Genomic DNA, 18,784 nt, shown 5'->3' with positions numbered 1-18,784 from the left:
ATCAAGCCACGACCAGGGTTTACCCGCCGAGATACATCTTTTTCACTTCCGGGTTGGCGAGCACCTCCTGCGCCGCGCCGGAAAGTACAATCTTGCCATTCTCCAGCACATAAGCGCGATCGGCGATGGTCAGCGCCGCGGTGGCATTTTGCTCCACCAGCAGAATGGTGATGTTCTCTTCGCGCAACTGGCGGATGGTGGTAAACAGCTCGCCCACCACTTTTGGTGCCAGACCGAGGCTTGGCTCATCCAGCATCAACAACACCGGTTCACTCATCAATGCGCGGGCGATCGCCAGCATCTGCTGCTCGCCGCCGCTCATGGTACCCGCCATCTGCTTACGCCGCTCTTTCAGGCGCGGAAACAGGGTAAACATGCGATCCCGCAGGCGAGTGAAGTTCGCGAGGTTGTTATACGCCCCCATGCGCAGGTTTTCTTCGATGGTCAGGTTAGTGAAGATTTTGCGGCCTTCCGGCACCAGCGCCAGCCCTTTACGCACAATATGGTGCGTCTGGCTGCGCGAGATATCTTCATTGAGGAAATTCACCGTCCCGGTTGAGCGCACCAGGTTGATGATGCCGTTCAGCGTCGAGGTTTTTCCCGCGCCATTACTGCCAATCAGCGTCACAATTTCGCGGTCGTTGATCTCAATATCAACGCCTTTCAGCCCCTGAATGACGCCGTAAAATACCTTTAACTCGCGGGCGCTAAGCATAACGTACCTCTCCCAGGTAGGCGGAGATCACCTCCGGATGTTGGATCGCCTCAGACATCAGCCCGCTAAACAGCGGTTTGCCATACTCCAGCACCATTACCCGTTCGCACAATGCGTTGACGAAAGGCATGTCATGTTCAATGAGCAGCACGCTCAGTTGATAATCCTTGCGCATGCGGAAAATCAGCCCGGCCAGATCTTCCGTCTCTTTCGGGTTCATCCCGGCGGCGGGCTCATCCAGCAACAGCAGTTGCGGCGCCGTTGCCAGCGCGCGGGCAATCTCCACTTTACGCTGGTTGCCGTAACTCAAATTGGTGGCCTGCAAATTGGCGTACTCGGCAATGCCGATATACTCCAGCAGTTCCATCGCTTTTGCCCGCGCGGCGCGTTCTGCCGGGAAGTAGCGGCCAATATGCAGCGCCGCTTCCAGCAGCGAATAACGGCTGGCGTGATCCAGCCCGACCATCACGTTTTCCAGCACCGTCATGGAGTTAAACAGGCGGATATTCTGGAAGGTACGCGCAATACCGGCATTCACCACCTGGTTGGGCTTCAGCCCTTTGATCGATTTCCCCGCCAGCGTCACGCTGCCGCTGGTTGGTTTGTAGTTCGCGGTGATGACGTTAAACAGCGTGGTTTTCCCTGCGCCATTGGGGCCGATAAGGCCGAAAATCTCCGCTTCATCGACATGAAAACTGACGTTGTCGATGGCCCGCAACCCGCCGAACTGCATCACAATATCCTCGACTTGCAGGATGACGTTATTTGCTGTCATGACGGCTCCTTCTGCGCAACTGCCACAGCTCTTTTTTCCCCAGCAACCCTTCACGGGCGAACAACATAATCAACAACAGCAGCAGCGAGAAGACCACCATCCGCAACCCCGGATAAGCGCCAAGATCGTGGCCGAACAGCGACAGCGGCTGGTCAAGGAAACGCAGCCATTCGCCGCTACCGACCACCACAATGGTGCCCAGCAACGCGCCGGTGGTGCTGCCCAGACCGCCGAGCACAATAATGATCAGCAACTGGAAGGTGAGCATAAAGTCGAACAGCCCCGGCGAAATGGTGGTCAGCAGCGAGGCCAGCAGGCCACCGCCAATCCCTTCAAAAAAAGCACTGGTGGCGAATGCGCAGGTTTTAATGCGGAAAGTATTGATACCCATCGCAATCGCCGCATCTTCGTCGTCGCGAATCGCCTTCATCATGCGGCCATACTTCGACCACACCAGTTGCAGGATCATCCCGGTTGCCGCCAGCGCAAACAGGCCGCACCAGAACAGCAGATGCGGCTGCTGGGGAATATCGTTCAGCCCAATCGCGCCGTTGGTGATTTGCGGGTTGTTAATGGCGAGGATCTTGATAATAAAACCGAAGCCCAGCGTGACAATCGCCAGATAGTCGCCGCGCACGCGGAAGACCGGAAACGCCAGGCACACCGCCAGCACGGCCGCGCACACGCCGCTGATTAACAGCGCGGGCAGAAAACTGGCGTGCAGCACCATAATAAACGGGCTGGGTGCCGCCATTTCGAACATATCCATCTTGCTGTCGCTGGAGAGAATAAACAGCGCGGTGACATACGCGCCAACGGCGACAAAGCCGTTGGGTTCCAGCGAAAGCTGGCCGGTGACGCCGTTAATCAGGTTGTAGCTGACGGCGAGGATCATAAAGACGAAAACGGTACTGATCACCCGCACAATGTAGTCGTTAAACAGCAGGTTAATCCCTGCCAGTAGCGCAATGGTGATAAGAATAATCAGCAGGTTACGCCCCTGCGCGGCAAGCGTCGTGGTCGGGTTCAACATCAGAAACGGCTCCTTTCCAGGCGTTCGTCACCCATGATGCCTACCGGGCGGAACAACAAGACCAGAATCAAAAACATGAAAGCGAACGCGTCCTTATAGCCGCCAAGCTCCGGGAAAATAGCAACCGCGACCACTTCGGTAAAACCGAGAATAAAGCCGCCGAGCACCGCGCCGGTGACGCTGCCAATACCGCCAAGCACCGCTGCCGCAAAGGCCTTCAGGCCAATCAGCACGCCCATTAACGGGTCAATGGTTGGGTAGCTGATGGAGTAAAACACCCCGCCCAGCGCCGCGAGGCTGCTGCCGAGAGCAAACACCAGCGAGATAATGCGGTTCGCGTCGATGCCCATCAGCCGCACGGTATTGACGTCAAACGCCACCGCGCGGATCGCCATACCGTAGCGGGTGCGATAGAGCAGCCAGAGGATCGCCAGCAACAGCAACACGGTGATCACTGGCACGATCCACGCCACGTTGGTAATGATGACGTGGCCGAGCGTCAGCGTTTTGTTGAAGTAGTCCGGCGCGGAGAAGAAGCGCGAACTGCCGCCAAACAGCACGTTGAACAGGTTTTCGAGAAAAAAACTGACGCCGATAGCGGTGATCAGCATCGAAATTTTCGATGCCTGGCGCAGCGGGCGATAGGCGACCCGGTCAATGAACATGCCCAGCAGGCCGCACAAACCGAGGGTCAGAAAAATGGCTACCCCAAAGGGTAGCCCAATCGAGGAAAACAGAAACAGGGTGGCAAATGCGCCGACCATCATCACATCCGCATGCGCGAAGTTGATCAGGCGCAGAACCCCGTAAACCATGGTGTAGCCGATAGCGATCAGGGCGTACATGCCGCCCAGACTCATGCCGTTGACTACCTGCTGGAGAAAAATGGCGCCATCCATTAAAAAACCTCTTATTAACAGCCGGTTACTGCTTACGGATTAACTACGGTTTTAAAGGCGAGCTGGCCATCTTTCACTTCATTGATTACCGCACTGCGCACCGCATCGCCATCTTTCAGCGTCAGCGTACCGGTTACGCCCTGGAAGTCTTTGGTGGCGCGGATTTTCTCGTTAACACAGACGCGATCGCGCGGGTTATTACACTGGTTCATGGCGTTGACGATCACGTTGTACGCATCGGCCGCCATCGCACCCCAGGTATGAGTCGGGGTTTTGAACTTCTCTTCCCAGGCTTTGATAAAGGCTTCGCCGGCTGGCGTCTGCTCTTTAGCGTTTGGTGAGTAGTAATCGGTGGTCATATAGCCGTTGACCGCATCTTTACCCACTTCGAAAAATACCGGATCCGCCGCCAGGCCATCGCCGCCCACAACCGGTTTGTCGAGGCCGAGCTGTTTCGCCTGCACGGCAATCAGCGCGCCTTCGGTGTAGTAAATCGGCATGTAGATCATGTCGACGTTTTTCGCTTTCACGCTGGAGAGTTGCGCTTTGAAATCTTTGCTGCCAGACGGTGCCTGCACTTCGATAGGAATGGTGCCGCCGTTTTTCAGGAACTGGGTGCGGAAGGCTTTCGCCAGGCCAACCGAGTAGTCGTTGCTGCTGTCAAACACGATGGCGGCGGTTTTGGCTTTCAGATCGCGGGACGCCAGGTTCGCGCCGACCACGCCCTGGAAGCTGTCCGAGAAGCAGACGCGGCTAACATACGGATGGTTGCGGGTAACACGGTCGTTCGTCGCCGTCGAAGAGACCAGCGGCGTTTTGGTGTCGTCGGCGATTTTCACCATCGCCAGCGTATTCGAAGAGGTCACTTCACCGATCACGGCATCCACTTTATCGCTGGACACCAGGCGCTGCATGGCGTTCGCCGCTTCGACTTTGTCGCTCTTATCGTCGATGACGATAAGTTTAATGGTGTCGCCGTTTTTCAGCGTCGGGGTGATGGTCTGAATCAGATCCAGACCTTTTTGTGAAGGCTGACCATAGCCGCTCAGCGCGCCGCTCAGCGGCAGCACCACACCGATTTTAATTTCTTCTGCCAGTGCACTGTGTGCGCCCGCCAGGCCGGAAATCAGTACGGCCATTAAAGAGACTTTCCCACCAAAACTCTTCATTGTTACCTCACGTCCGTCAGTTGATTGTTTATGTTTAACCATCAATTAATGCGCAACACTGGAATAACGAAGCGGCCGGAATACAGGAATTAACGGCCTGATGCTTTTGATTTATCGCATTTATTTAATAAAGGATTTGCCTGTTAATAACGATTTCACCATACATCCATTAATTAGATTTTTCTCATCCATTCTTCTTATAGATTTACCCGCCGTGATAGCACTGTTTTGGTTGCCTAAAATAGTGCAGATGCGCCGTTGTGGTGCATGAATAAATAAGTGAGGTAGCACGCAAAATATTTTTATGCCCTCGCTGTCTGCAATCGCCTTGTTTAAAGATAAAAATATTTTTAGTCGTTTTTTACAAACTCTTTGGCAGAATAAAAAACTGGATAATTGCAATAAATATGGTAATTAAGGCCTGCGTTAGCGGTGGTTGACAATAATAAAACCCTTGTTATTCTGCATTGGCAGTCAGTTTATTATTCCATTTTTCAGAAATGTTATTTCTGCGTTAATTATTTTATTCAGTCTTATCCTGAGGGGGATAAATAATGAATATTCAAAAACCCTATCTGCTTTTTTTAGGTGATGCGCACGATCAACTGGCGGCGAAAGTCGCGGAAGGAATTAAACAATGGCACCCGGAATATTGCGTCGGGCAATACCGTATGGCGAACTGTCATGCCAATTGTCAGTTGCCGGATATGGATATTGACGCAGCGGTAAAAGCGGGCGCAAAAACGCTGGTGGTCGGCGTTGCTAACCGTGGCGGTATTATTTCAAAAGAGTGGATTTCCATCCTCACCTATGCGCTGGAAAGCGGGCTGGATCTGGCGGCGGGCCTGCATAATAAACTGGCTGATGTCCCGGAACTGAAGGCGCTGGCCGACCGTCTTGGTCGCTCGCTGTTTGATGTTCGCCACCCGACTCAGCAATATCCAGTCGCCAGCGGACGCAAACGCAGCGGCAAACGTCTGCTGCCGGTTGGTACGGACTGCTCCTGCGGCAAGATGTACACGGCGCTGGCGATTGAAAAAGAGATCCTCGCCCGTGGCGGCAAAGCCACCTTCCGCGCAACCGGGCAGACCGGCATTCTGATCAGCGGCAGCGGCATCAGCGTGGACGCGGTGGTCTCGGACTTCGTCTCCGGCGCGGTGGAAACCCTCGCCCCGGATAACGACGCCGATCACTGGGATATCATCGAAGGGCAGGGTTCGCTGTTTCACCCTTCTTTTGCCGGGGTGACCACCGGGCTTATCCACGGCGCGCAGCCGGATGCGCTGGTGCTGTGCCACGAACCGACCCGCACACATATGCGCGGCGTTGACTATCCTGTACCGGATATTCTCGACTGCATGGCGCTGAACCTGAAAATGGCGCAACTGACCAACCCGAAAGCGAAATTTATCGGTATTTCCGTCAATACGTCGGCGCTGGATAAGGCAGAGGCGATTGCGCTGATGTCCTCTCTGCAGCAGCGTACCGGGCTGCCGGTGGTTGATCCGTTCCGTCAGGGCGTTGGCGCGCTGGTAGACGCGCTGGCGACGCTGTAATGGAGCTGTCGGTAGCGCATGAGCGCTGGCCGCTGCGCCAGGCATTTACGATTTCGCGCGGTAGCCGTACGGCGGCCGATGTGGTGTCGGTCACGTTGCAGGCGCAGGGCATTACCGGGCGCGGTGAATGCCTGCCTTACGCCCGCTACGGCGAAACCGTTGCGAGCGTGATGGCGCAGATTGAGGCGCTGCGCGGTGACCTCGCTGCCGGAATGAGCCGCGAGCAGCTACAGCAGCGGCTACCGGCTGGCGCGGCGCGCAATGCGCTGGACTGCGCCTTCTGGGACTGGCAGTGCAAACGCAGCGGGCAGAGCATCTGGCAACTGACCGGCAGCGGAACGCCGCACCATCTGCAAACGGCCTATACGCTGTCGCTGGATACGCCCGCGAAAATGCAGCAGGCGGCGCGGGAAAACGCCTGGCGTCCCTTGCTGAAACTGAAGCTGGCCGATGAGCAGGATATCGCCCGCGTAACGGCCGTGCGTGAAGGTGCACCGCAGGCGCGGTTGATCGTCGATGCCAATGAAGGCTGGAACGAGAGCATCTATTTACAGCAGGCGACGGCGCTGGCGGCGCTTGGTGTCTCGCTTATCGAGCAGCCGCTTGCAGCAGGACAGGACGCCGTGCTGGCGCAGTTGCCGCATCCGGTACCGCTGTGCGCCGATGAATCCTGCCATGATTCCGCCACGCTGGCGCAACTGGTCGGGCGCTATGAGTTTATCAATATCAAGCTCGACAAGACCGGCGGCCTGACCGAAGCGCTGCGCGTGCGGGCGCAGGCGCAGCAGCTTGGGCTGCAAATCATGGTGGGCTGCATGGTGGCGACATCGCTGTCGATGGCACCCGCCGTGGTTGTCGCGCAGCAGGCCAGCGTTGTCGATCTCGATGGGCCGCTGCTGCTGGCGGACGATCGCCCGCACGGGCTGCATTATGATGGCAGCGAACTTTTTCCACCGACAGCGGCTCTGTGGGGCTGATGGCGAAGCGTAAGGAGAGAATAATGTCACGCACAGTGTATGTGAATGGCGAATACCTGCCGGAAGCGGCGGCGAAAGTATCGGTCTTTGATCGCGGTTTTTTGTTTGCCGATGCCGTGTACGAAGTGACCGCCGTGGTGAATGGCAAGCTGGTCGATTTTGCCGGGCACTATGCGCGGCTGGTGCGCTCCTGCGGCGAACTGGGGTTAACGCTGGCGGTGGATGAAAACGGCCTGCGCGAGATCCACCAGCGGCTGATTGTCGACAATGCGTTGCAGGAAGGGGGTATTTACCTGCAACTGACGCGCGGTAATGCGGGCGATCGGGATTTCCATTTTCCGCCCGCCAGTACGCCGCCGACGCTGGTGTTATTCACCCAGGCGCGCGCGGTGGTGGATCATCCGGCGGCCAGCAAAGGTATTCGCGTGGTGACCTGCCCGGATATTCGCTGGCAGCGGCGGGATATCAAAACCGTGCAGTTGCTGGCGCCCTGTCTGGCAAAAGCCTTTGCCGAAGCGCAGGGCGCGGACGACGCTTTTCTGGTGGAAAACGGCTATATCACCGAGGGAAGTTCCTGTAACTGCTATATCGTGCAGGACGATAACACCGTGGTGACCCGCCCGCTGAGCAACAGCATTTTGCACGGCATCACCCGCAAAGCGCTGGTGAAGCTGGCCGAAGAGCACGGCGTGACCATCGAGGAGCGGCTGTTTACTCCGGAAGAGGCGCGTAACGCCCGTGAAGTGTTTATCAGTTCGGCCACCACGTTTGTCTGGCCGGTGATTGCCGTTGACGGGCAGACCATCGGCGACGGCAAACCGGGGCCGATTACCCAGCTTTTGCGGCGGATCTATTTGCAGATGCTGTGAGATTTTAGCGCCATCCACCGGATGGCGCTGTGCTTATCCGGCCTGCGAAAGAGTGTTGATTTTGCCTCTGCGTAGGCGGTAAAGCGCAGTCGCCAGCGGGGAATCAACCAAACCCTGTTCGATGATTTACGCGTATTCCCACCACAACTTATCTAATTCGTACCACTTATCTCCCGGCTGCGGCGTCTTCTCCCACGGTTTATCAATGATGTAATGGATATTCTTCACCCGTGCGAGATCCCACATTTGCGGATGCTGGAGCGCCAGGGTTTTTAACGCGTTATAGCCGTAATGCAACGGCTGCCAGCGATCGCGGAACACCTCGTTGAGAAAATCCTGCTCGGCAAAAACGTACGCCGAGATATCGGCTTTCTCCGCCAGCCGCTGCATCATCTGCTGATACATCGCCTCGTCCGGCGTCAGCACCAGAAAACCGCCGTTGAGGTAGTTATCCAGCGACGCGGGCGGATGGCCGTGCATTTCGGGATCATCACACCAACTGTAGTAGCAGTTTTCCGGCCGCCAGCTTTCCGGGTAACTGGCAATGCGCTGGGGGTTACAGCGGCAGGCATGGCAGGCGGCAATGGTGTCTGCGGCGAGCGGCAGCGAAAACACCTCATCCATATTGTTAATCACCAGCATATCGGCATCGAGAAAGGCCACCCGCTGGTATTCCGTCAACCGCCACACCGCCAGCTTGCTCCACACTTCGGCAAAACGTTCATTGGCATAGCGGTGCGCCAGCGCCGGGTCCGGGCCGATGACCGGGACTTCCTGCACCCGGCAGCCCCGTGTTTGCAGATGCTGGCGCATCTGGTCATCAATCGCAGGCGTCACCATGACCACCAATGGCCACGGCGAACCGCTGGCGCGCAGCGAGCGCTGCAACGTCTCCACGCCGCGCAGATAACCCGGCTGCGTCAGCAGCGTCACCCAGGCAAATGCGCCGCTCATGCCAGTAACTCCGTCATAAAGGCGTTGAGGAATTTCCCCTGCGGATCGAGCTGCTGGCGAACTTCCTGAAACGCCGACCACTGCGGATACAGCGTGGGCCAGTCGTACAGTGTCGGGTCGTAATATTTTCCCCAGTGCGGCTTACCGCCTTCTTCCGCCAGCAGCCGCTCGGCGGCGCGCAGAAACTCCAGCCCCTCTTCAGAGAGCGAGCCATCGGCGGCGTAATAGACCACAAAACCGAAAAAACAGGTCGGTTCCTGCCATGCCGGGCTGAGCCAGGCCTGTGAAGGCCCGGTGCAGCGCAAAATAATCGGGTAGTGCATATGCGGATGCGAGCGGCTATGCCACGCCTTAATCCGCGCGATCACCGCCGGAGCGCGCGACAGGGGAATGCTGATTTCAATATTGATTTGCGGCGTGGCAATCCCCCGGCAAAAAATCTGGTAAATGTCGCCAATCACATCGGTGAAATCTTTAAAGCGCGTGACGGTGCGAAACGGTTTGCCGTTGTCATCGACAATCTGTGTGTCGTCGCGCATCTGCTCCAGCGTTTTATCGACGGTCGCGTTCATCTTCGTGTCCGTCTTTTCCATCTCGACCAGATCGCCGTGATTGGCGTGCCAGCGCGCCTGCTCTTCGGCGGTGGCTTCACGAGCCTTCCACGCATGAGTTTTATTTTCATCCGGGAACCACCAGGCTTTGCTGAACGCCCATTGCGCATTCCAGTCGTTCAGATCGTCCGCCAGCGTATCGGCAGTGCTGGCGCTTTTGAAGCAGGTAAAAAGGGTGAAAGGGCGGGTACGCAGTGTGACGGCGCTGATAGCGCCGAGGGTGCCCAGGCCAAGCTGTGCTGCGCCAAACCAGCGATGCTGGCGATCGATCTCATGCACGTTGCCTGTGGCGTCAACCAGCCGGATACGCAGCGCTTCATCCGCCAGCGAGCTTTGCTGCATTCCCTGGCCATGCGTACCGGTGGAGATCGCGCCCGCCAGCGTCTGCGCATCAATCACCCCCGGCGAGGCGGCCAGCATGCGGTTCATCGCGCTCAGCGTTTCAAACATCTCATGCAACGGCGTTCCCGCACCAAAGGTCACGCTGTCGTTGTCCACTTCCAGCACGCCCCGCAGGCGAGAGAGATCGATAAGCCGATCTTCCGGGCCGCTAAGCGCCAGCATTCTGCCCGGCGACATCCGATTGCCGATAAAGCGAATTTTGCCCTTCGCAGCGGCGATCATCTCCTGCAATTGCGCTTCGTTCTCCGGCGTTTGCAGGGCATTTTCTGCCGCCAGCGTGGCGTTTTTCGCCCAGTTGAGAATCGCCGGATCGCTTGGGTTCGGGTGTGGCAGTCGGCGCGGAAACAGGGTCTGCGTGGCAATCATTGGCGGCTCCTTGCTGAAACAGGGGGATTAACCAAGCGTAGCCCATCAGACAATAGTGTGAAGCAGATAGCGCCTGGTTGTACGCTCAAGCGTCAAACGGGCGCCGATCGCTTAATCCACCCGGTTTTGCGGTTGTCCGGCAATAAACGCGGCGACGTTTTCCACGGTTGTCGCAAGAATACGCCCGCGCGCTTCCACCGACGCCCAGGCAATATGCGGGGTGATCAGGCAGTTTTTGGCGGACAGCAACGGGTTATCGGCAGCAGGCGGTTCGCTGGAGAGCACATCCACAGCCGCGCCGGCGACATGGCCTTTATTCAGTGCGGCAGCCAGATCCGCTTCATTTACCAGATCGCCGCGCGAGGCGTTCAGCAGCAATACACCGGGTTTCATTTTTTGCAGCGTGCTGTGGTTGATCATCCCTTTGGTGGCAGGCGTCAGCGGGCAGTGCAGGCTGATGACATCGGCTTCGGCGTACAGCGTGTCGGGATCAACATACCGCACGTTACTGTTTTCCGCCCTTTTCGCGGAGCCCGTCGCGCAGGCCAGCACCGTCATCCCCATCGCCTGGGCGATAGCGCCAACCGCCTGGCCGATGCGGCCATAGCCGATAATGCCGATCTTTTTGCCCGCCAGTTCAACCATCGGGTTCAGCCAGTAACACCAGATGTTACGCTGCTGCCAGCCACCGGCGCGAACATCCGCACTGTGTTCACTGACGCGGTTACACAGCGCCAGCAGTAGCGCAGTGGTGAATTGCGCCACCGTAGCGGTGCCGTAGGAGGGCACATTGGCGACGGCAATACCGCGTAAACGCGCGGCGTTCAGATCGATAATGTTATAGCCGGTGGCGGTGACGGCGATAAATTTCAGTGCCGGACACTGGCTGAACACCGTTTCGCCCAGGACAACTTTGTTGGTTATGGCGATATCGGCGTTCGCCAGCCTTTCTGCCACTTGCTCCGGCGTGGAGTTGTCATATACCGCCACTTCGCCCAGGTGCTCCAGCCCCTGCCAGCTCAGATCGCCCGGATTAAGAATGCCGCCATCTAACACCACAATTTTCATAAGTTACCCGTTTGGTTTTTTATCATCACACCATCAACTTAGACGATGTGCTGCCGGGGGGTAAGCACTTTCTTTGTGCTTGTCAGGGGCGGGGAAGGGCTGTGAGCAGTGGGAGAAAAGTGGCAACGCGGGAGCCGCATTGCCAACGGGTTAGCTTGTCGCGGTAATTCGCGGCGTCACGCGGCCATGCAGCGCCGGGTTGTCGCTCTCATCTTTCAGGTGTACGCCGGTCAGACGGCGCAAAAACGCCTGTTCCAGCAGCCACGCCAGTTTGAAGGCCGCTGCTTCGTAATTCAGCCCTTCCGGACGAATATTGGAAATACAGTTGCGTTCCGACTCAATGCGCACGCGCTGCGGTTTCCAGGTGAGATAGACGCCCAGGCTGTCCGGCGAGGACAAACCGGGCCGCTCGCCAATCAGAATGGCCACCGCTTTGCTGCCCAGCGTTTCGCCGATATCGTCGCCCAGCGCCACGCGTGACTGGTGCGCCAGCACAATCGGCCCAAGCGAAATCCCCAGCGTTTCAAGGTAGGGCAGCAGGGCGCGGATTAAGCCCACGGACTGGCGGTGTACCGCGTGTGATGACAAGCCATCGCCAATCACCAGCAGCAGATCGTGCGCGGGCGTACGGCTGGCGGCGAGATCGGCACGGCTCTCTTCGCTCAGCATGCGCCCCAGATCCGGGCGGTTGAGATAGATATGTCGGTCCGACGCCGCGCTGTGCGCTTCCAGCGTGCTCAGCCCCAGTTCGTGGAGCTGGCTTGCCAGGCTTGCGCTGTCGAAGGGCTGATGGATGGCATCACGCGCCTGCGCGTGGGCAAGACCAAATTTCAGCACTTCGTTGGTTGGCAGGCTGGCGCCGCTGCGCCCCAGCGCAATGCGGGCGTCGGTGAATTCGCGCAGCAGGGACCAGGCATCAGGCGAGTTCATGCTGTCGCTCCTTGTGGTATCACGGTCAGTAACGGATGGTTTGCGCCGGTAAGGCGTAACTGGCCGTGGGTGTCGATAATCTGCATCCGCGTCAGCCAGTCGGCGAACTCCGGCGCGTGCTTCAGCCCCAGCAGGCGGCGCGCGTAGAGCGCATCATGGAATGAAGTGCTCTGATAGTTGAGCATGATGTCATCTGCGCCCGGAACGCCAATCAGGAAGGTCAGCCCGGCGGTGCACAGCAGCGTCAGCAGCGTATCCATATCGTCCTGATCCGCTTCCGCATGATTGGTGTAACAGACGTCGCAGCCAATCGGCAGCCCCATCAGTTTGCCGCAGAAGTGATCCTCCAGCCCGGCGCGGATAATCTGTTTGCCGTCATACAGATATTCCGGGCCGATAAACCCAACCACCGTATTGACGAGCAGCGGTTTAAAGTGCCGCGCTACCGCATAGGCGCGCGCTTCGCAGGTTTGCTGATCGACGCCATGATGGGCGTTCGCCGACAGGCAACTGCCCTGGCCGGTTTCGAAATACATCACGTTATCGCCCAGCGTTCCGCGTTTCAGCGAAAGCGCGGCCTCGTGCGCCTCCTGTAACAGCGCGAGGTTAATGCCAAAGCCGCTGTTTGCCGCTTCTGTACCGGCGACCGACTGAAACACCAGATCCACCGGCGCGCCGCGCTCAATCAGCTGTAACGTGTTGGTGACGTGCGTCAGCACGCAGGATTGGGTGGGAATGGCAAAACGGTCGATGATGTCCGCCATCATATGGTTCAGCTTTTGCAGCACCGGCAGGCTGTCGCTGGCCGGGTTGATGCCGACCACCGCATCGCCCGCGCCGTAAAGCAGACCATCCAGCATGCTGGCGGCAATGCCTTTCAGATCGTCAGTCGGGTGGTTGGGTTGCAGGCGCACGCTGAGGTGGCCGGGCAAACCGATGGTGTTGCGAAAGCGGGTGATGACGCTGCATTTGCTGGCGGCAAGGATCAAATCCTGGTTGCGCATCAGTTTGCTGACGGCGGCGGCCATTTCCGGGGTGATCGCCGGAGCCACCTGGCTCAGCAGCGCAGTGTCGGTGGTATCGGCCAGCAGCCAGTCACGAAACTCGCCCACCGTCAGATGGGCGATTAACGTAAAAGCGGCGCTGTCGTGCGTGTCGATGATGAGGCGCGTCACCTCATCTTTTTCATAGGGAACCAGCGGGTTGTCGAGGATCTCGCGCAGCGGTATATCGGCAAGGGCGATTTTTGCCGCCATGCGCTCTTCGGCTGATTGTGCCGCAACCCCGGCCAGCACATCCCCGGAACGCGCCGGGGAAGCTTTGGCCATGACCTCTTTCAGGCTGGCGAACTGCCATGTGCGGTGCGCCAGAGTGGTTTTATACATTGCGTCTCCTCAGGAGATAGCGCGCAGTTGCGGGTCCAGCGCGGCACGTTCACGCGCCGATGCGGTTTTACGAAACCACATATAACCGCCCAGCATCATCACGGCGAAAATCAGCGCCAGCAGGGTGTTGTACCAGACCATCGCCACCAGGCAGAGAACCGCCATGCCGAGCGCAAAAGCCGGAGCGAACGGGAACAATGGCGCTTTAAAAGGACGCTCAAGTTCCGGCTCGCTGCGGCGCAGCTTGAACAGCGCGGCCATGGAGATGATATACATAACAATAGCGCCAAAGACCGACATCGTCACAATGCAGGCGGTGAGCGGCATGCCGCTGATGGTGATCAGCGAATCGGAGAAGATCGCCGCAATCCCCACCACGCCACCGGCGAGGATCGCCAGAATCGGTGTACGGGTTTTACGGTTCAGGGTAGCCAGGCTGGCAGGCAGATAACCCGCGCGCGCCAGCGAGTAGATCTGGCGGGAGTAGCCCATAATAATGCCGTGGAATGAGGCGACCAGGCCAAACAGGCCAAGCCAGACCAGCATATGCAGCCAGCCGCTGCTGCTGCCGACCACCACTTTCATTGCCTGCGGCAGCGGATCGTTGATGTTCGACAGCGTGCGCCAGTCGCCAACACCGCCCGCAAGAACCATCACGCCAACCGCCAGCACCGTCAGCGTCAGAATGCCGCCGCCGAGCGCACGTGGAATGGTGCGTTTCGGATCTTTGGCTTCTTCTGCCGCCATTGATGCGCCTTCAATCGCCAGGAAGAACCAGATAGCAAACGGGATAGCCGCAAACATGCCCGGCAGTGCGAGGCCGCTGAAGCTTTCTGCGCCTGCCCAGCCGTTGGCGGTGAAGTTGCTCCACGAGAAACCCGGTGCAACCACGCCCATAAACACCAGCAGTTCGAAAATCGCCAGCAGGGTGACAATCAGCTCGAAGGTGGCGGCAATACCGACGCCCAGAATGTTAAGCACCATAAAGATGACGTACGCGCCGCAGGCCACCCATTTCGGATCGAGTGACGGGAACTGCACGTTAAGGTAGGCACCAATCGCCATGGCGATCGCCGGTGGTGCAAAGACGAATTCGATGAGCGTGGCAAACCCGGCGATAAACCCGCCGGTGGGGCCAAAGGCGCGATAAGCGTAAGCGAAAGGCCCGCCGGCATGCGGGATCGCGGTGGTCAGCTCGGTAAAGCTAAAAATAAAGGCGCAGTACATGGCGGCAATCGCCAGCGCGACAATCAGAAAGCCGAGCGTTCCGGCCTGCGACCAGCCGTAACTCCAGCCGAAGTATTCCCCTGAAATAACCAGTCCGACGGCAATGCCCCACAGGCGGAAGCTGCCGAGTGTTCTTTTTAGTGTTGTTTGTGTGTTCATTCTGTTTACTGCCTCGCCATTAATACAGTTGAGGCAGAGTTGCAAAGTCAGTGCCAGGAAAGAGAAACCTTCTGGAACATAGGGTTACAGGCAACCCAGCGATAAATGCCCAATAAGGGTGCACCGCCGAAGATCGAAAACGGGTGCAGGCTGCCCTGCAATGGTGAAAGCGGGGAAGAAGCTTTCTAAGGTGAAATTAACTGGGCAAGTGCGGACAGAAACAGCCACTGAGGCGATTTTTGGAAATATAATAGGGAATAACTGGAAATTTAAATCCGATAATTCTTACGTCGCTTTGCGCGTTCGATGCTTTAATTAATACAAGGGCGCTACGTTTATTATTTTATTTTTACAATAAGTTAACACATTGATTTTATGGCGTGATTTCGCTCTTTTTTGTGAGCGGTTACACATATTAATCAGGTGAATGCCTGATGTTAAATATTCTTCTGGATAATAGATTGACCTGATTTTTTTCAGCCATTAATTTGGAAAAAAAACAGTTTCAGGCAAATCCAGGAATATTTAACAAAGGAGGATATATATGGCCTGGCGACCGATTTTATATGTCATCCTGACGCATAATCCTCGTCTGAACAGCAGGCGGGCGCAGCTGCGGCTGGTGCAGGGTTGAATGCATGCGTGCCGGAAAAGGATTTTCGCCTTCTCCGGCACGAAAGCCAGCGCTCAGGCTTGGGAGCGTTACGCTTTTTAATCACATTTAGCCCGCTTTTTGCTCCGGCAGATGCGCGGCGATATAACGCTCGTAGCGGTTTGCTTTCAGCCGCGTTAAATCCACCAGCACCAGACCATCGACACAGTTATTGAAATCGGGATCGCAACCGAAGTCGATAAACTGCACGCCGCCCGGTTCACACAGTTCAGAGTACTGCTTATAGAGCGGGGGAATGCCGCAACCAAGGTTGCCGAGCAGCGATTTCAGCCGGGTCAAATCTTCGGTGTAATCGTCACCGCTAAACTGGGCGAGCACGTCCGGCATGGTGGCGGGCCACGGCCGCCGCGATGAGGCCAGAGGCCAGGTCGCCGGGAACCACAGGCGGTAGAACGCTACCAGCAGATCCCGCGCCGCTGGCGGCAGGCCGCCGGAGATGGAGACCGGGCCAAACAGATAACGGTATTGCGGGTAACGCGCCAGGTAAGCGCCAATGCCCGACCACAGATAATCCAGGCCGCGACGTCCCCAGTAGCGCGGCTGAATAAAGCTGCGCCCCAGTTCGATGCCGTGACGCAGCACATCGGACATTCGATCGTCGTAATGGAACAGGCTGTAACTGTATAAGCCTTCCACGCCGCGCGTTTCAACCTGCAGTGATGTCGGCATAAAGCGGTATGCGCCGACGATTTCCAGATCGGCCTCGTCCCACAGGATCAGGTGCAGGTAATCGTCGTCATATTTATCCGTATCACGACGTTTACCGCTGCCTTCCCCCACCGCACGGAAGGCGATTTCGCGCAGCCGTCCCAGTTCGCGCAGTAGCGGCGCGTCTTCCTGCCCGTTGCGCTGCCAGAGGTAAATGATTTTTCCGTCCGCGGTGCGGCCAAGGCACTCGGCATTATTAAGTGCGCGGCGCAGCGTGACGCGCTCTTCCGGGCGCGCGATGGCGCACTCGGTTTTGAAGGGGCCGGGGAGCCCTTTACCCAGACGCAGCACATGTTGGCGACACTTATCGGCCAGTTCGCGCGGGGCGAGTTGCGGCGTATGCCAGCTATCCCAGGGAATGCGCTGGCCGATTTTGATTGGCAGGTTGCTGTCCCGGCGGCGAAACATCTGCTGCATGAGCAGCAGGAAGGGCAGCGTATCCGACACCATCGCGCTGGCATAGAACAGCGCGCTGTTACGTGCGTCGATCCAGGCGGGCAGCAGCGGTGCGCGAAACTTGCCCGCCAGTTTGATAAACCCGGCGTGCCAGCTTTTATCGCGGATGCCTTTACGCGTCAGGCGTGAGACTTCTCCCGCCGGGAAGAAGATCAGTACGCCGCCGCCCTGCAAATGGTTTTCCATCTGTTGCAGCGAGGATTTCCGCGTGCGGCCGCCCATGTTATCCACCGGGATAAACAGCGAGCTGAGCGGTTCAAGGTGGGTCAACATGCGGTTGGTAACCACCTTCACATCGCGGCGAACGCGCGAAACCGCGTACATCAGCGCCATCCCGTCAAGCGTACCTGTCGGATGGTTAGCGATGATGACCAGTGGGCCTTGCTCGGGGATTTGTTCGAGGTCGTGAGCGGGAACGGTGCAACGGATTTGTAGATGTTCAAGCACTTGCTCCACCATATCCAGCCCTTTCAGGTGGGGATGGCTTGCGGCGAACTGCTGGAACTCCTGTTCGTAAAGCAGGCGCCGCAGCAGGTTTTTTTGCCAGGGCGCAGGTCTGGCCTGCGGCCAGAGATCCTCAAGTACGTTGTCGAGACTAAACATGGTGGTTTCTCCTCCCGTCTTGCCGATGACAGTAACGGGAGAAGATGACGTTTACATTTCATTACAATGAAGATATGACAACGGCAAGACGGCTGGATGACAGCAAAAGCGGAGCGGAAGGGATAGCTCTCTCCCCCGCAGGGGAGAGAAAGGCGGCTCAGAGAATGCCGCGTTCGGCGAGGTCGAGGGCGAAGTAGCTGAAGATCAGGTCCGCGCCCGCGCGTTTGATCGCGCCCAGGCTTTCCAGCACCACTTTGTCTTCATCAATGGCGCCCGCCAGCGCGGCGAATTTGATCATCGCGTATTCACCGCTCACCTGATAAGCACCCAGCGGTAACTCGGTGCGTTCACGGATATCGCGCAGAATATCGAGGTACGCGCCTGCCGGTTTCACCATCAGGCAGTCTGCGCCTTCGGCCTGGTCGATCAACGATTCACGGATCGCTTCGCGGCGGTTCATTGGATTCATCTGGTAGGTTTTGCGATCGCCTTTCAGCGCCGTTCCTGCCGCTTCACGGAACGGGCCGTAGAACGAAGAGGCGAACTTGGTCGAGTAGGACATGATGGCGGTATCGGTAAAGCCTGCTGCATCCAGCGCCTGGCGAATTGCCTGCACCTGGCCGTCCATTGCGGCAGAAGGGGCGATAAAGTCCGCGCCAGCCGCAGCGGCGGTGACGGCTTGTTTGCCGAGGTTAATCAGGGTCGCATCGTTATCGACACCGTGATCGCACAGCACGCCGCAATGGCCGTGGGAGGTGTATTCGCAGAAGCAGGTATCGGACATTACGATCATCTCCGGCACCGTCTCTTTGCAGATACGCGACATACGCGCCACCAGGCCATCTTCGCGCCAGGTGTCACTGCCGGTCTCATCGGTGTGGTGAGAGATGCCGAAAGTCATCACCGAGCGAATACCGGCTTTGGCGATACGCTCAATTTCGCGGGCGAGATACTTTTCCGGAATGCGCATCACGCCGGGCATCGCCTCAATGGCTTTGTAATCGTTTAACTCTTCTTCAACAAAGATCGGCAACACCAGGTCGTTTTTGCTCAGTGTTGTCTCTTCAAACATGGCGCGCAGGGCAGGTGATTTGCGCAGGCGGCGTGGGCGAGTAATTAAATCGGTCATGGTATGCCTGATGTTTGTGGAACAGATGGCGGCATTGTAGCCGAAAAGTAGAGGTTCTGTTTTACCAAAATCGCCGTTAAGGGCAGAGGCAAACGGCGAAACCGTCTGCCTCTGGCGTTG

At 57.6% G+C, this 18,784-nt stretch carries 16 protein-coding genes; 3 read left to right on the top strand and 13 right to left on the bottom strand.

The genetic code is table 11. The features are described from left to right. Positions 1-19 precede the first annotated feature (19 nt). The 5 genes from AWR26_RS20030 to AWR26_RS20010 are packed head-to-tail and all read right to left on the bottom strand — an operon-like array spanning position 20 to position 4,591. Positions 20-715, bottom strand: coding sequence for an ABC transporter ATP-binding protein (locus tag AWR26_RS20030; RefSeq protein WP_043954714.1), 696 nt, complete (start codon positions 713-715; stop codon positions 20-22). Continuing rightward, entirely contained in the window at positions 708-1,490 is a 783-nt protein-coding gene (locus AWR26_RS20025; RefSeq protein ID WP_064568255.1) for an ABC transporter ATP-binding protein, read from the bottom strand. Before AWR26_RS20025 ends, AWR26_RS20030 begins: the two co-directional genes overlap by 8 nt. Continuing rightward, on the bottom strand, positions 1,477-2,523 hold the full coding sequence (locus AWR26_RS20020; RefSeq protein WP_064568254.1) for a branched-chain amino acid ABC transporter permease: 1,047 nt from the start codon (positions 2,521-2,523) through the stop codon (positions 1,477-1,479). The genes AWR26_RS20025 and AWR26_RS20020 overlap by 14 nt, the downstream gene beginning before the upstream one ends. After that, on the bottom strand, positions 2,523-3,422 hold the full coding sequence (locus AWR26_RS20015) for a branched-chain amino acid ABC transporter permease (protein WP_064568253.1): 900 nt from the start codon (positions 3,420-3,422) through the stop codon (positions 2,523-2,525). The genes AWR26_RS20020 and AWR26_RS20015 overlap by 1 nt, the downstream gene beginning before the upstream one ends. 32 nt (positions 3,423-3,454) lie before the next feature. Further along, a complete protein-coding gene (locus tag AWR26_RS20010) occupies positions 3,455-4,591 on the bottom strand; it encodes an ABC transporter substrate-binding protein (RefSeq protein WP_064568252.1) in 1,137 nt (378 codons plus the stop codon). A gap of 554 nt (positions 4,592-5,145) precedes the next feature. Here AWR26_RS20010 and dgcN point away from each other — a divergent pair. Genes dgcN through AWR26_RS19995 form a run of 3 tightly spaced genes read left to right on the top strand, consistent with a single transcriptional unit; the run spans position 5,146 to position 7,993 of the window. Further along, on the top strand, positions 5,146-6,147 hold the full coding sequence (gene dgcN / locus AWR26_RS20005) for an N-acetyltransferase DgcN (RefSeq protein WP_064568251.1): 1,002 nt from the start codon (positions 5,146-5,148) through the stop codon (positions 6,145-6,147). Next, positions 6,147-7,124, top strand: a complete 978-nt coding sequence (gene dgcA, locus AWR26_RS20000; protein ID WP_064568250.1) for an N-acetyl-D-Glu racemase DgcA — start codon at positions 6,147-6,149, stop codon at positions 7,122-7,124. Before dgcN ends, dgcA begins: the two co-directional genes overlap by 1 nt. 23 nt (positions 7,125-7,147) lie before the next feature. After that, positions 7,148-7,993, top strand: coding sequence for a D-amino-acid transaminase (locus tag AWR26_RS19995; RefSeq protein WP_064568249.1), 846 nt, complete (start codon positions 7,148-7,150; stop codon positions 7,991-7,993). A 126-nt stretch (positions 7,994-8,119) separates the two neighbouring features. Here AWR26_RS19995 and AWR26_RS19990 read toward each other — a convergent pair whose 3' ends face one another. The 8 genes from AWR26_RS19990 to hemB form a co-directional block, all read right to left on the bottom strand. Continuing rightward, complete coding sequence (locus AWR26_RS19990) at positions 8,120-8,947, bottom strand: glycosyltransferase family 8 protein (protein ID WP_064568248.1); 828 nt, start codon at positions 8,945-8,947, stop codon at positions 8,120-8,122. Then, a complete protein-coding gene (locus AWR26_RS19985) occupies positions 8,944-10,326 on the bottom strand; it encodes a D-arabinono-1,4-lactone oxidase (protein ID WP_064568247.1) in 1,383 nt (460 codons plus the stop codon). Before AWR26_RS19985 ends, AWR26_RS19990 begins: the two co-directional genes overlap by 4 nt. A 111-nt stretch (positions 10,327-10,437) precedes the next feature. Then, positions 10,438-11,394: a D-2-hydroxyacid dehydrogenase gene (locus AWR26_RS19980; protein ID WP_064568246.1), complete on the bottom strand. Its 957-nt coding sequence runs from the start codon at positions 11,392-11,394 to the stop codon at positions 10,438-10,440. A 150-nt stretch (positions 11,395-11,544) separates the two neighbouring features. After that, positions 11,545-12,324, bottom strand: coding sequence for an ethanolamine ammonia-lyase subunit EutC (gene eutC / locus AWR26_RS19975; protein ID WP_064568245.1), 780 nt, complete (start codon positions 12,322-12,324; stop codon positions 11,545-11,547). Further along, entirely contained in the window at positions 12,321-13,709 is a 1,389-nt protein-coding gene (locus AWR26_RS19970) for an ethanolamine ammonia-lyase subunit EutB (RefSeq protein ID WP_043954699.1), read from the bottom strand. Before AWR26_RS19970 ends, eutC begins: the two co-directional genes overlap by 4 nt. Positions 13,710-13,718: 9 nt before the next feature. Then, the gene (gene eat / locus AWR26_RS19965; protein ID WP_064568244.1) at positions 13,719-15,095 is read right to left on the bottom strand and encodes an ethanolamine permease; all 1,377 of its coding nucleotides are present in this window, start codon (positions 15,093-15,095) and stop codon (positions 13,719-13,721) included. Between the two features lie 721 nt (positions 15,096-15,816). Further along, positions 15,817-17,535, bottom strand: a complete 1,719-nt coding sequence (locus AWR26_RS19960) for a lysophospholipid acyltransferase family protein (protein WP_064568243.1) — start codon at positions 17,533-17,535, stop codon at positions 15,817-15,819. Positions 17,536-17,692: 157 nt separating this feature from the next. After that, the gene (gene hemB, locus AWR26_RS19955) at positions 17,693-18,664 is read right to left on the bottom strand and encodes a porphobilinogen synthase (RefSeq protein ID WP_064568242.1); all 972 of its coding nucleotides are present in this window, start codon (positions 18,662-18,664) and stop codon (positions 17,693-17,695) included. Positions 18,665-18,784 lie beyond the last annotated feature (120 nt).

The sequence above is a fragment of the Kosakonia oryzae genome, from assembly GCF_001658025.2.
GTDB classification, from domain to species: Bacteria; Pseudomonadota; Gammaproteobacteria; order Enterobacterales; family Enterobacteriaceae; genus Kosakonia; species Kosakonia oryzae.
The sequence above is the reverse complement of the archived record's forward strand: the minus strand, read 5'-3'. Positions and strand labels throughout refer to the sequence as shown.